A 13,573-nucleotide genomic window follows, 5' to 3' on the forward strand; every position below is an offset into this window, starting at 1 on the left:
ATACTATTATTCAATAATTTCTTCTATCTTAATGCAACAGCCCCTTATCTTTGTTCCTTTATTAAACATTAAAATAAGCTTAAATTAATTTAAAATGTTCATTTACGATTCCTATGAAATGAACATTTTAATACCAGGCATTACAAAAGTAAGTATATCTTCCGATAGTTCTGAAACAGTAATAATTTTCCCTTTGCTATACCAGTAGCTAGTGGCACCATATAATGAATTACTGATCATTATGGCTAATAATTTTAGCTTCTCTTGCTCAATGATACCAAAGCTAGCAGTGTTAGTTAGCATTATAGCTATAAGTTCTTGAAGTTTATCCTGTATATTATTATCCATAAAAGAAGAAATTGATTTATAAACTTTATTGCAGTGATTATTTATATCCTCATGATAATTGCATAAAGCGATTATTACAACATTTAATGTATCTTTATTTAACTGTATATTAGGTTGAAGTGTACTAGATATAGTTGAACTGAAGGCTTCTGAAAGCAAGTTATCTAGGAGAGCATATTTATCATTAAAATGAGCATAAAAGGTTGCTCTGTTTATAGAAGCTCTCTCTGCTATATCTTTAACTGTTATTGATTCAAAAATTTTTTCACTTGCTAATGAAAGAAATGCTTCTTGTATCAAAACACGAGTTCTGGCAGCTCTTGGATCAATTTTTTTAGTTTGAACTGTCATTTTACATCCCTCCTTGTCTAACTAAACATATTTCCATCATTTTTATTTTTCTGTTAGGTTAACTAACAGAACTGAGATTTTGTTGGTTGAATTGTTTTGTTATCTATATTATCATCATAACATGCAGCTGCTATTTTGACAACACATGTTGTGTAAGCAAACAATATTATAACTTCAAACTATAAGAGATACTGTGGACATCTCATGAAGTTTTATGCTTGAGCAACAATTATTTATTAACCGGAGGTATATTTTATGAAATCAATAGAAACGAATGAAGTATTAAAGGTAATAAAAAGCAGACGGAGTGTTAGATTTTATAAACAAGAGCAAATAAGTCAAGCTGAATTAGATTTGATAATTGAAGCTGGAGTTTACGCTCCAACTGCATCAAATAATCAGCCATGGCATTTTACTATTATACAAAGTAAAGAAATGCTTCAGTATATTAATAAAAAATCAAAAGATTTAATGTCAAAGTCCGGTATAGAAGCAGCTGAAAAGGCCGCTTCAAATCCTAACTTTGAGCCAACCTATAATGCACCTACATTGATTATAGTATCCTGCAGAAAAGATGCTACTAGTAATTTTGGCAGTGAAGATTGTGCGGCTGCAACACAGAATATGCTTATTGCTGCAGAGAGTATGAATATTGGATCTGTTTGGCTAGGAATAGTGGGATTGTTATTTAGTCAGAAGGAAGAGGCTATCAAATTGGGAATACCTGAAGGCTATCAGCCCTCTTATGGAGTAGCTTTGGGCTATAAGGGAAAAGAAACAGAACAGATTGCTCTAAAAAGAAGTATGGATGTTGTAAACTATATTAGCTAGCTTAAATGACGTTAAATTTGGCCTTTACAACTATTGTAAATTTCCCCCATATGGGATTAAAGTGTGGGTGAAAATAATAAGATGATTTTGTAAATTAAAAAAATCAGGAGAGGATGATAATGAAAATAAAAATAGATATTTGGTCTGATTTTGCATGTCCATTTTGTTTTATTGGCAAGAAAAGAATTGAACAGGCATTAAAGCAGTTTATAGATTGAGATAAAGTAGAAGTTAAATACCGCAGCTTCCAGCTGGAGCCAAATGCTGATGCAAACATCAAGATTGACATTAAAGAGTTAGCTCAAAATCGCGGTATGACCGTTAAAAAATTGAAGTTATCCATTGCTCATTTGGTAGAAAAGGCAAAGGAGGTTGGATTGGATTTGCAATATGATACCATGATTAATGCGAATACTTTTGACAGCCACCGGCTAGTCCATTATGCCACCACGAAGGGAAAAGAAGCTGAGATTATAGATTCTCTGTTACGAGCTTGCCTATCGGATTCATTGAATATCTCCGACCTAGAGGTACTTGTTTCTTTAGCCGGTGAAGTTGGGCTCAATAAAGCAGAAGTTGCCGCAATATTGGAATCGGATGCATACGTTGATCAGGTGTTTGCAGACATAGAGCAGGGCCAACGATTGAACATTACCGGTGTACCGTTCTTTGTATTCAATGATAAGTATACTATCTCTGGTGCTCAGTCTGAGCAAGTGTTCTTAAATGTATTGTCCATGATTTCAAAGGAAGAACGTGAAATAAATAATTTTCAAATGGCAAGTAAATCAAAGAGTGAAGGCAATTGAACAGATGGATTCTGCAGTGTATAGTTGAAGGCTAAATTAATAAACCTACTTATAGAGGTTGTTGCACTAAGAGAGGCTGTCACACTAAAAAATTAGTGTGACAGTTTTTTTGCATAAAAATAAATCTCCCACTCGGAAGAGTGAAAGATTTATAGTAAAATTAATATATGACCAAACATATTAATTCATACAAAAATTATACTTTAAACGGTGGAAACTATCAATTAAAACTTCCACTAAATATAGACTACATTATTCCAGATAATGATTCGGTGCGTTTGCTAAGTCAATTTGTAGAAAAGATGGATTTAACAGATTTATATTCGACTTATTCCTGATTAAGGGAAAATCAGGCTATGCCTCGTCAGATGCTGAAGTGAGATAGGTGAAATACTAAGAAAAACGCTGCCGCGTTAACATATTTTTTTATGCTAATGCCACAGACCCCTACATCTAACTTATCATATTATTTTCCGTTTCTCTTTTAATTCTTGAATATAAATAAAATGGAACTCCTAATAATATTAATATAAATCCATACAATACAGTTTCAGCTCCTGAGCCATATATTGCCCAAGTTGCATAAGCAAAACCTATAAGTGGAACAATGGAATTTTTTACAAATTTAAATACATTCATATTTTTTTCTCTTTTCACAAGAAGTATTATTTCAGCTGCAGTCGTAGAAGCATACATTGGCAGATTAGCTAGGGCTGCTAGAAGTATTATAAAATTAAATGCAGATAAAAGAGATTTATTATAATTCATAAGTAATAAAATATTTACAAGTACCGCACATATTATTAGTGATCCATACGGTGTTTTATACTTAGGATGTACTTTTGCAAATACCTTTGGAAATACCTTGTCTACTCCAGCTGCATATGACATCCTTGCAGTAGAAAGTATCCATCCAACTGTAGTTCCAAGTACACTTATAACACAACCAACTAGTATTATGCTTGTTATTTTCTTTCCTAAATATATAGCTAATATGTCTACAATAGGTGACTGACTAGCTGCTAATTGTTTATGTGGCATTGCACCCATAGAAAATAAGTTTATAAACATATATAAAAATAGTACTATTAGCATTCCATATATGGTACTTTTCTTAACGTTTTTTTCTGGATCTTTTATCTCACCTGCCGCTACTGAAGCTGTTTCAAAACCTATAAACGCCCAAAGGGTAGATGCTGCTGCTGTAGGTATTGTGCTTATTCCCATTCCACTTGGAAAAGCTGGCTTTAAATAAGAAATATGAAAATTAAATGCAGTTATTATTATAAAAAATATAAACAACAATATTTCAAATACTGTTATTATAGTTTGAACCATTCCAGCTTTTTTTACCCCTAAAATGTTTATAAATGTAAATATCCAAAGAATAGCACTTGTATAAATAAACGCTGCTGTATGATTTGTGTTAAGTATTGGGAAAATGCTAGCTGAATAACTTGCTACAGCTGTTAAGATAGCTGCATTTCCTATCCATCCACCATTCCAGTAAAGCCATGCATTTATAAACCCCATAAAATCTCCAAAGGCCATTTTAGAATATTCATATGGTCCTCCTGTTTTGGGTATCTTAGAGCCTAAATTAGCAAATGACATTGCTAAAAAAATTGATCCTATTCCCGTTATAAGCCATGCTAACATAGTGGCTCCAGGGCCTGATTTTGTTGCTAACGTTGCAGGTAACATAAAAATACCTGAACCCATCATATTTCCAGCAACTAATGCAGTTGCAATAAATAATCCTAATTCTTTTTTAAGTCCTTTTTTATTCTCCATTTTTTTCTCCTAAAGTTATAATTATGAGTGTTTTTTTATATTTATCCTAGATACTTTAGCATAGCACTTTTTTACTGTCAACACTGTGCCTTCAGTAAAATGCAAATAGAAATGTATATTTATTAATTGTATCTCATAATTACAACAATATTTTTACCACTTAATCTTTATATTTAAAATTATGATAATTTTAACGGGCTGAAATTATCATAATGAGAATATTTAATTTTATACAATTTATAACACAAAAAAGATAGGCCAATTTAATCACAACGGATTCCGTTTTGATGTTCAAAACAAAAAAATATCATAAAAATTAACTTAAAAACATAATTGTTTGTGGAATATAATTACATTATAATATTAGTATAGATACGCAATTTATGGCTTATAAAAGGGGGATAAAAGTATGGATATTAATATTAAAGAACTATCAGATGAATTATTTTTAACTACCGCTAAAATGATTACGGAGTTAATGAATTATCATAGAAAATTAAATAATGCTCCTAAAGAATATTGGCAGACAGATGAACAATCCAAAGAAACTTTGCAATATTGGAGAGAAAAAGGAACTGTTTACAATGTATTTTTAGATAATTCCCCCGTTGGTTTTTTCTATGTAAGATTTGGCGGACAAAATGTCGCATGGTTAGAAGATATATTTATATTAGAGCAGTATAGAGATAATGGTATAGGTAAATTTGCTATACAAAAATTAGATGAATTGATGGTGGAAAACAAAGTTGTTGCAATGTTTGTAGATGTTATACCACGAAACACAAGTGCTATAAAGTTATATAGAGAATGTGGATTTGACCATTTAAATTTAATTCAGTTGAGAAAAAACTATGATAAAAAATTAGACAAGAATGACGATATAGAATTATTAGGATTTAATTTTAAAAAATATTAATAGATGACTTACTTAAATTTAAACATAAACTAAAGTACGAAGTTTGCAATGCAGATATTGAGATGAACTCCTATTACAAGAACATTGAAACTGCTGAATATAGATAAGTTCAGTTGTTTCCTCAATAATATAAGGAAAAAAGGACATGGGAAGGACTATTTAGAGCAGGAAAGACCTCACTTCCCCACTTATGTAGTAGTAACTGTAGACGCATACTCACGATATGCCTTTAGAACTGATATAGCATTTGATTATAATATTACAGCAGACGATATTGAAAGAGATGTTGAACTTCTTAAAGAAAACCATCTTTATAACTTTGCACAGAAAAATGCTCGATACAGGTATTCTTACTATGGTGTGGCTGATGATGGCGAAGTAAAAGAAAATGAAGATGATGACCTCATAAATAACAATAACCTACAGTTAAGAAAGTATTACATTGATGGCTTTCATGTAAATACCACATATACAGCCTATGCACAGTATTGGCTCGTTAATCGAATGTTAAATGTTGATAAGATACTATGTATGTGATGAAGATAAGTCTCTCATAGCCTCTATAATGCGTGTATATGCTATGGTAGTTGATAGGTTGCATGAATGGCAGGAGTGCTTTATAATGTAGATATGAGGGCTATAAACATCTATTTAATCAGATACGAAGGAGAGCCTCTATACTTAGACCTCTTGTGTCTGGTCGTGGTGAGGGAAAGAGTTATATATATTCTAACTTCAACCCCAAGTATGCACACTATATGCTAACCATATTAAGGACATATCTAAATTTCTGTGAAACATTTAAATACAAGAAGGAAGATGTAGCCACTGCTATGTTACTTGGTATAGCAGATAAGCCATTTACATTGGAGAATATAATTTATTTTAAATAACAGAAGTGCGAGGTAGTAGGTTCTTCGCACTTTTCATAGTTCATGTAAATTATAAGAAAGTATTTAATTTTGTTATTAAAACATATTCGATTTTATTCTATTATCAAGTTCAAAAAGAGCAATTTTATTGGTTTGCCAATATAACAACTCATTTGCTTTCTCGTATGTAACCCAACTATATTCAGTATGTTCTGATGATAATTTTACAGACTTTGAGTCTACATTTACTGCAAAACAATATTCAGGTAAAACAAATGTGTCTGCTGACCAATACTGCCTATGTTTTTCAGAAATGCAATCAGCAGGTACATAAAATGTTGATGTTAATTGATAAAAATGAAGTGTCTGTTCAAGATTTGCTTCCTCAAATGATTCTCGACTGGCCGCCTCCAATGGAGTTTCTTTGTCCTCTCCACCCCCTGCAATAAATTGCCAATAAAGAGCATCACTTCTCTTAAAAATACAGTATTCTGGTTTCCCGTCTGTTATTTTATATGGTATAACTAATACTTGCATAGGTGCTCTCAAAATAATCCCTCCCCCTCTCTACATCAAATTGATATTTACAATGATGTAGGCTCATACATTATAGTGTAATTATATTCCATGTTCAATTCTACGGAAAGAAAAACAGCAATAATTCTTGTGAATATTACTGCTGTTTTTATGATATTTTCTATGCAATTTTATTGTTTTGCACCTTAAAACGGAATCCGTTGACTTAATTAGCCTATCTTTTTTGTTTAGTCCTCATTAACCAATAAATCTTGTATTTTAGGAGTACATCTTCTTCCACCACAACCACCGGAACCAGCGCCAGTTGCTTTTTGTACTTCTTCAAGTGTTTTTGAGCCATTTCTAATAGCTTCTTTTATTTTCGCTCTGCTTATACTTTTACAAATACAAACCTTAGTTAATTTATCCATAATTTCTTTACTTGCATTATTCTCCATAATTTCTCCCCTCTCATATACTATTTTCCCATTATACCATATCAATTATTTATATATTTAAGCTTTTTCTTCTATCTAATATTATTGCTTCTAACTCGTCTGCAGCTTTTACTACGTCTTCTTCAACAATAAGTTTTCCGCCTGTTATATTAACCAAATCTTCTTCAAGTGTTTTTGTAACAACCTTACTACCATCAATAAATGGTGAAATAGCAACATGAAGAGGAAGTCCAAGTGTTAATCCAAAAGCGGCATCTGCAAGCGCCTGTTCTTCTAACCATTGTGGTGCTGAAAGTACTAATGGAAGCTGTGGAATGTCGATATTAAGTTCACTTGCAAGTTCAACTGCAACCATTTCAAGTCTTCCTATAGCAAGACATGGTCCAAAATTAAGTACTGGTGGAATTCCTAAGGATTCACATACTGCTTTTAAATTATCTCCTGCAAGATTTGCAGCAGATCTTGACATAAGTCCAACATTCTCAAGTCCACCTGATGAACATCCTGCTGAAAGAACTATTATATCTCTTTTAATAAGTTCCTTTGTAAGTTCTACAGTAAATACATCATGACCTTTTGCTGTAAGGTTAGAGCAACCAACTACGCCTGCTACACCTTTTATTTTGCCTTCTGCAATAAGCTTAATTAACGGTTTATAAGTTCCACCTAAGAAGTCTCTTAATGAGCCTTCACTTACTCCAGTAACAACATCGTCGTAACCGTGGTCTTTAGGTATATCTATTTTAACTGTCTTTCTTCTTCTCTTGTAACTGTTTAATGCTTCATCTATTAACATTTCACTTATTTCTTCAGCTTTGTCCATATCAAATCTTATATAATCGGCATTTTTCTTTTTTGCAACATCATCAATACATATCATCTTGACATTATATTTTTCAGCTACAGTTTCAATTCCTGGTATTGTACAGTTAAATTCTGATATAACAATATCAATTCCACCTGTTGAAAGCACTGCTTCACTAGTATAGTTGTTTCCTGCATGACCAGAGAAAACTTCTTCATAATGTTCTCCCCTAAGTTGTAAATCTTGGCCAACACATGTACATCCAACTAGTCTAAAGCCTTTTGCTCCAGCTTCTATTGCTCTTTTCTTTACATCCTCATCTATAAGTCTGTCCTGTAGATGTGCAATATCAGAATGTTGATGACCTGTTACCATTATGTTTATATAATCTTCATCTATAACTCTAAATCCAACTTTTGCTTCTCTAATCTTTGGTTCCCCTAACATAACATCATTTAATAAATTTGTTAGCATAAGTCCATATATTCCTGTTGAAACTCCAAGGTTTAGTGCATTTATAAGCATATCAACTGGATCACTGTTTAAGTTTGTTGAAGTTTTAACTATTGCATCAAAAACTTCTGATTTTGCTCCTCCTGGAAGTATACCAACTGATTCCCAATTTGCATATCTGGGTGAATATGCAAGCTTTTTAACAAGATCCATCTTTTCAAATCTTGGCTTATATAAATCAGCTATAACAGCTTCTGCTACTTTAACTGCCTTCTTATTTATATCATTTTCCTCAATTTCAAAAACATGTGCAAGCCTATTTAATGTTTCAGGGCTTTTTATTTTTAAACTGCCTTCTCCATTTCCTATTTTCTTTAAGTTCCAAGCAGTATTTTCAACAACATGAAGGTAACAAGCTGTTCCTGCTGCAATAGCTCTTAAAAAGTTTCTGGCAACTATTGTATCTGCATCTGCTCCACATACACCTCTAGGGGATTTAGGTGTAATTCTACAAGGTCCATTTGAGCATAGCTTACAACAGACACCTTCCTTACCAAACTTACATTTAGGATTTTGTTTTTCTACTCTGTTAAAGGATGTTTCAAGTTCCTCCTTTGTTCCTAAGTAATTACACAACTTACAATCTGCTGATTCACACATTGACATCTTTCTTCCTCCTTAAAAATTTCTAAAGTATACTATTTTGGTACACTTTTATGTAAAGTAGAGCATATGCTCCACTATAAAACCTTACCAAGCACCATTTTTCAGACCTTCAAAGTTTATAGCTTCTAATTCTTTAATAAGTTTTGACTGCACTTCATATAGGGCCATGTGTATTGCACAATTATCACCTTTTCCAGCAGAACAAGTCTCCTTATCGTACAAACATCTATTTATGCATATTGGTCCTTCAATAACCTCTATTACTATTTTCAAATTAATGTCTTTTGGGGCTTTATTAAGTGAATATCCACCATTTACGCCTCTATAGGACTTTATTACTCCACCCTGCGTTAATTTCCTCAAAAGCTTCAATAAAAATCTTATAGGTATATTTCCTAATTCACTTATTGTGTTTGCGTCAAGAATCTCTCTATCTGGATTTTTTACCATAATTAATATTGCTCTTATTGCATAATCACTTTCCTGAGTAATATTCATTTTATCCCACCCTATGTAGAATACTATACCTTTTAAGTACATTTTTTATATTATACGTTTGTTATTGATTTGTCAATATAAAAATTCTATTTTTTGTTAAATTCAAAATTCTATTTTTTATTAAATTATATAGTAATAAAGACCTCTTTGAAGTTAATCTGAGTCAGACCTATATTAATCTTATTTTATGTCGAATTAAAAAATTGTATTTGTTTAAAATAATCACTATAATACTACATATAGGCTTTTTGTTTTAATCAACAACTACATATAGTGTATAAGGAGGATTAATATGAACCACATAAATCAATTATTTAAAAGAATTTATACTAAAGAATTAGCCAATAATAATGATAAAAGTGTATATGATTTGTTTAAATGGAAAAAAACAGACGTATTTATGAAAGATTATAAAACAGGTAAAGTATTAGTTGATATGAAAGATCTTGAGTTTCCAGAGAACTATTCTCAAAATTCTTGTGACATAATCGCATCTAAATATTTTAGAAAAGCTGGAATCAAAGAAGAACCTCATTACGAAAACAGTCTAAAAATGGTAGCCCATAGGCTTGTTAATTTTTGGCGAGAAGCTTTAAAAGATGAAGGCTTAATAGAAACTGAGGAGGAAGCTTCTATTTTTTATGATGAAATGGTTTTTGCATTTTTAAATCAAATGTATGCTCCAAATTCCCCACAATGGTTTAACACAGGTATTGCAGCTGCTTATGGTATAAAAGGTTCAAAGCAAGGCAATTATTACTATGATGAAAAACAAGGTAAAGTTGTTTTATCTGAAGATACATATACAAGGACTCAGGCTTCTGCTTGTTTTATAATTTCTATAGAAGATAAACTTTTAGGTAGCCATTCCATATCAGAACAATATATAACAGAAACAAAACTGTTTAAAGGTGGCTCTGGAACCGGAACAAACTTTTCAACTATAAGAGCCAAGGGTGAAAAATTGTCAGGCGGTGGATATTCCTCAGGACTAATGAGTTTTTTAAAGGGTTTTGATAGAAATGCCGGCGCGATAAAATCTGGTGGTACCACAAGAAGAGCTGCTAAAATGCTTTGCCTTGATATTGATCATCCAGAAATATTTGATTACATTACTTGGAAAGCAAAAGAGGAAGAAAAAGTACGAGATTTAGGTAAAATGGGTTATGATATGAGTTTTGAAGGTGATGCTTATGAAACTGTATCTGGTCAAAATGGTAACAATTCCGTTATGTTTTCAAATGAATTTATGAATAAAGTTAAAAATCTTCCTAATGATGAGGATTCAACTATTGAACTTAAAGGAAGAATTGATAAAACTGTAAACACTAAAGTTAAAGTAAAAGATTTGTGGGATGCCTTTAATAAATCTGCTTGGGAATGTGCAGATCCAGCACCTCTTTTTAGAGATACCTTAAATGCATGGCATACATGTCCAAGTGGTGAAGATGGAAACTATGGCTCTAATCATAATAAAATAAATTCAACTAATCCATGTGGAGAGTATGCATTTTTAGATGATACTTCCTGTAATCTTGCTTCAATAAATATATATAAATTTTATAACAATAAAACCAACCACTTTGATTTAGATGGTTATCTACATATAATTGGCCTAGTTCAATTATTATTAGAGGCGTCTATACATTGGGGACAATTTCCAACAGAGGATGTGGCAAGAAGGACTTATCTGTTTAGAACAACTGGTCTTGGGATTTCAAACCTTGCTTCACTTTTAATGGTAAAGGGTTATCCATATGATTCTGAGAAAGCTAGAGCTCTTGCTTCCTCTCTTATTGGAATACTTACAGCTAGATCCTATTATGTGTCTGCACTAATGGCTGAGAAAGTTGGATGTTTTGCAAAATATACTATTAATAAAAACAGCATGAACACAGTAATACGTAATCATGCGAGAGCTGCAGGGGCTTTAGATAGTAATTATGAAAACTTAAGTTACAATCCAATTAAGGTTAATCACAAGCTATTAAAAGAAGAACATCTTGAAGATATTAGCTTAGCTTTGAAAAATACCTTTAAAGCTGCACTAGAATATGGTGAAAAATTTGGATATAGGAATGCTCAAGTTTCGGTTATCGCGCCAACTGGAACAATTTCATTTGCAATGGACTGCGGCTCCACATCAATAGAACCATTTTTTAGCCACGTTATATATAAAAAATTGTCTGGCGGAGGGTTTATGACAATAATAAACCCAGTTATAAATGAGACGCTTAATAATCTAGGATACACTCATGAAGAAATTCAAGATATTTTGGATTATATTTTAAGAAAAGAAACAGTTCAAGATGGTGAATATTCTTATGAAAAGATATTGGATGGAAAATTAGAAGGCGCTCCTCATTTAAAGGAAGAACATCTAGCGATTTTTGATTGTGCCAATAAATGCGGTAGTGGTGAAAGATATATTGCCCCTAGTGGCCATGTTTTAATGGTTGCATGTATTGTACCTCTTATATCTGGATCTATATCAAAAACTGTTAACTTACCCAAAAACGCCACTATAGATGACTTTAAAAATGTAGTCTTAAAAGCTTGGGAACTTGGTGTTAAAGGAATTACACTGTATAGAGATTCATCTAAGGCAAGTCAACCTTTAAACACCACCCTTGAGGAGAATTCTGATGGTGACTTAGAGAATTTAACTTATGCTGCTCTTTTAAAAACAGTTAAGCATTTAAAAATTTCTTCTCCAAAACTTAGCAGAGTAAAACCTATTGGTATTAGGCGTGGAACTACACACCCTGCTCAAATAGCTGATGTTAAAATATACACAACAGTAAACAGAGATGAGAATGGAAACATAAATGAAATATATATAACTACGGATAGAGAAGGAACTATAATTACAGGGCTATTAAATTCACTTTCAAAATCTATTTCCGTTATGCTTCAATATCACGTTCCACCTCAAGATATATCACGGATGCTCAAAGGCCAAAAATATGAACCTTATGGTTTTGTTCAAAAACATCCTTATATTAAATATGTTTCATCTATTTCTGATTTAATAAGTAAAATCATAGATATTGAATTGGATGATTTTTCAAGTTGCCAGGTTAAACCTGAAGATTATTCTTCACTGGATACTGCACAAAATGATCCAAATCTAGAACGAGTTTATGATTCAACTTGCTCTAATTGTTCTTCTACAAGAATGGTTAGAAATGGAACTTGCATGGTTTGCATGGACTGCGGAACAACAACTGGATGCAGCTAAAAGATTTATTAAAATAGAATTTAAAATCACTATTTATTATTCCAAAATAAGTAGTGATTTTTTTCATTTGTATTTTTCTGTTTCCCTTTATAAATAAATCTATATATTATATTGTTATTTCCGACTGGAATACAATCACAGCACTTCCAGAAACCTTAACTTCAACAGGTTCTTTATCTTCAATTTTCACCTCAACTTCAATAATACCTGGTCGTCTTATAGCTTCACCTTGCTTAGCCTTAAATTTAAACACAGAATTATTGTGTTTAACAAGATTATGGTGGACTAAATATGCACCTAAGGGACCATTGGCATTTCCCGTTACTGGATCTTCATTAATGCCTATTGCAGGTGCAAACATTCTTCCGTGTATTAAGATATCCTTCTCATTTGAATCAACGGCAAAAACATAATATCCATTACATTCAATAACTTCGCTTAACTTAGAAAGTGCATTATAATCTGGCTGTAAAGTATTTAAAATTTCAATACTTTTGATTCCCACCATAACCTTAGAATGCCCTGTTGATACAATTTGAATTTCATAGTTTTCCAGTAAATCACTATCTTTTATATTAAGTGCTGCTAAAAGTTCTTCTTTATTTGTGCCATCAATACTAGGTCCAAATTCAATTTTTCCCTGCGTCATAATAATTTTATAATCTTCATTTTCCTTTATTATATCAACTGGTAAAATCCCCGCACCAGTTTTATGATAAAACCTTACCGTATCGAACCCATTTTTAATAGCTCTCACATAATGTGCAGCAATAGTGGCATGCCCACAAATTGGCACTTCATTTGTTGGAGTGAAAAACCGTACATGAACATCATACTCATTACTATTTGAAGAAAAGATAAAGGCTGTCTCGGAATTATTAAGTTCCCTAGCTATTTTTTGCATTTCACAATCAGTTAATCCATCTGCATTTGTTATTACTCCTGCTGGATTTCCTGTGAATTTTTCTTTTGTAAAGGAATCAACTTGATATAAATCATATTTTCTTGTCATAAT

12 protein-coding genes and 1 pseudogene are annotated in these 13,573 nt (G+C 32.1%); 6 read left to right on the plus strand and 7 right to left on the minus strand.

Annotated elements, in window-relative coordinates:
• Window positions 1-111: 111 nt before the first annotated feature.
• Window positions 112-699 carry a TetR/AcrR family transcriptional regulator gene (locus B8978_RS12900; protein ID WP_084116458.1) on the minus strand — a complete coding sequence of 196 codons (588 nt, stop codon included), beginning with the start codon at window positions 697-699 and terminating at the stop codon, window positions 112-114.
• A gap of 255 nt (window positions 700-954) precedes the next feature.
• Between B8978_RS12900 and B8978_RS12905 the strand changes: the two genes are divergently transcribed.
• The 3 genes and pseudogenes from B8978_RS12905 (at window position 955) to B8978_RS12920 (ending at window position 2,677) form a co-directional block, all read left to right on the plus strand.
• Complete coding sequence (locus B8978_RS12905) at window positions 955-1,530, plus strand: nitroreductase family protein (RefSeq protein WP_084116459.1); 576 nt, start codon at window positions 955-957, stop codon at window positions 1,528-1,530.
• A 119-nt stretch (window positions 1,531-1,649) separates the two neighbouring features.
• Window positions 1,650-2,339 (plus strand): annotated as a pseudogene (locus B8978_RS12915) (DsbA family oxidoreductase).
• A 167-nt stretch (window positions 2,340-2,506) separates the two neighbouring features.
• The gene (locus B8978_RS12920) at window positions 2,507-2,677 is read left to right on the plus strand and encodes a hypothetical protein (RefSeq protein WP_341435476.1); all 171 of its coding nucleotides are present in this window, start codon (window positions 2,507-2,509) and stop codon (window positions 2,675-2,677) included.
• Between the two features lie 115 nt (window positions 2,678-2,792).
• On the opposite strand, the gene B8978_RS12925 is transcribed toward B8978_RS12920, so the two are convergent.
• Window positions 2,793-4,133 (minus strand): APC family permease, encoded by a 1,341-nt coding sequence (locus tag B8978_RS12925; protein ID WP_084116462.1) that lies wholly within the window; start codon window positions 4,131-4,133, stop codon window positions 2,793-2,795.
• Window positions 4,134-4,542: 409 nt separating this feature from the next.
• Between B8978_RS12925 and B8978_RS12930 the strand changes: the two genes are divergently transcribed.
• Window positions 4,543-5,049 carry a GNAT family N-acetyltransferase gene (locus B8978_RS12930; RefSeq protein WP_084116463.1) on the plus strand — a complete coding sequence of 169 codons (507 nt, stop codon included), beginning with the start codon at window positions 4,543-4,545 and terminating at the stop codon, window positions 5,047-5,049.
• An 84-nt stretch (window positions 5,050-5,133) separates the two neighbouring features.
• On the plus strand, window positions 5,134-5,586 hold the full coding sequence (locus B8978_RS12935; RefSeq protein ID WP_084116464.1) for a hypothetical protein: 453 nt from the start codon (window positions 5,134-5,136) through the stop codon (window positions 5,584-5,586).
• A gap of 431 nt (window positions 5,587-6,017) precedes the next feature.
• Here the strand turns inward: B8978_RS12935 and B8978_RS12945 are convergent, their stop codons facing one another.
• The 4 genes from B8978_RS12945 to B8978_RS12960 all read right to left on the minus strand — a co-directional run bounded on the left by B8978_RS12945 (window position 6,018) and on the right by B8978_RS12960 (window position 9,317).
• A complete protein-coding gene (locus B8978_RS12945; protein WP_084116466.1) occupies window positions 6,018-6,470 on the minus strand; it encodes an NUDIX hydrolase in 453 nt (150 codons plus the stop codon).
• A 215-nt stretch (window positions 6,471-6,685) separates the two neighbouring features.
• Window positions 6,686-6,895 (minus strand): (2Fe-2S)-binding protein, encoded by a 210-nt coding sequence (locus B8978_RS12950; RefSeq protein WP_084116467.1) that lies wholly within the window; start codon window positions 6,893-6,895, stop codon window positions 6,686-6,688.
• Between the two features lie 49 nt (window positions 6,896-6,944).
• Window positions 6,945-8,819, minus strand: a complete 1,875-nt coding sequence (cooS, locus tag B8978_RS12955; RefSeq protein ID WP_084116468.1) for an anaerobic carbon-monoxide dehydrogenase catalytic subunit — start codon at window positions 8,817-8,819, stop codon at window positions 6,945-6,947.
• Between the two features lie 84 nt (window positions 8,820-8,903).
• Window positions 8,904-9,317, minus strand: coding sequence for an Rrf2 family transcriptional regulator (locus B8978_RS12960; protein ID WP_084116469.1), 414 nt, complete (start codon window positions 9,315-9,317; stop codon window positions 8,904-8,906).
• 292 nt (window positions 9,318-9,609) lie between these two features.
• Between B8978_RS12960 and B8978_RS12965 the strand changes: the two genes are divergently transcribed.
• Entirely contained in the window at window positions 9,610-12,558 is a 2,949-nt protein-coding gene (locus tag B8978_RS12965; RefSeq protein WP_084116470.1) for a vitamin B12-dependent ribonucleotide reductase, read from the plus strand.
• Window positions 12,559-12,664: 106 nt separating this feature from the next.
• Here B8978_RS12965 and B8978_RS12970 read toward each other — a convergent pair whose 3' ends face one another.
• On the minus strand, window positions 12,665-13,570 hold the full coding sequence (locus B8978_RS12970) for a PhzF family isomerase (RefSeq protein WP_084116471.1): 906 nt from the start codon (window positions 13,568-13,570) through the stop codon (window positions 12,665-12,667).
• Window positions 13,571-13,573: the final 3 nt, after the last annotated feature.

Origin of the sequence: Clostridium acidisoli DSM 12555 (assembly GCF_900176305.1) — a bacterium.
In the GTDB taxonomy this organism is placed as follows: Bacteria; Bacillota; Clostridia; order Clostridiales; family Clostridiaceae; genus Clostridium_I; species Clostridium_I acidisoli.

Bases quoted from the DNA above. Each gene is read 5' to 3' on its own strand.
- B8978_RS12930 (WP_084116463.1), top strand. From the start codon at position 4,543: ATGGATATTAATATTAAAGAACTATCAGATGAATTATTTTTAACTACC.
- B8978_RS12900 (WP_084116458.1), bottom strand. From the start codon at position 699: ATGACAGTTCAAACTAAAAAAATTGATCCAAGAGCTGCCAGAACTCGT.
- cooS (WP_084116468.1), bottom strand. From the start codon at position 8,819: ATGTCAATGTGTGAATCAGCAGATTGTAAGTTGTGTAATTACTTAGGA.
- B8978_RS12925 (WP_084116462.1), bottom strand. From the start codon at position 4,133: ATGGAGAATAAAAAAGGACTTAAAAAAGAATTAGGATTATTTATTGCA.
- B8978_RS12965 (WP_084116470.1), top strand. From the start codon at position 9,610: ATGAACCACATAAATCAATTATTTAAAAGAATTTATACTAAAGAATTA.
- B8978_RS12970 (WP_084116471.1), bottom strand. From the start codon at position 13,570: ATGACAAGAAAATATGATTTATATCAAGTTGATTCCTTTACAAAAGAA.
- B8978_RS12905 (WP_084116459.1), top strand. From the start codon at position 955: ATGAAATCAATAGAAACGAATGAAGTATTAAAGGTAATAAAAAGCAGA.
- B8978_RS12950 (WP_084116467.1), bottom strand. From the start codon at position 6,895: ATGGAGAATAATGCAAGTAAAGAAATTATGGATAAATTAACTAAGGTT.
- B8978_RS12920 (WP_341435476.1), top strand. From the start codon at position 2,507: ATGACCAAACATATTAATTCATACAAAAATTATACTTTAAACGGTGGA.
- B8978_RS12960 (WP_084116469.1), bottom strand. From the start codon at position 9,317: ATGAATATTACTCAGGAAAGTGATTATGCAATAAGAGCAATATTAATT.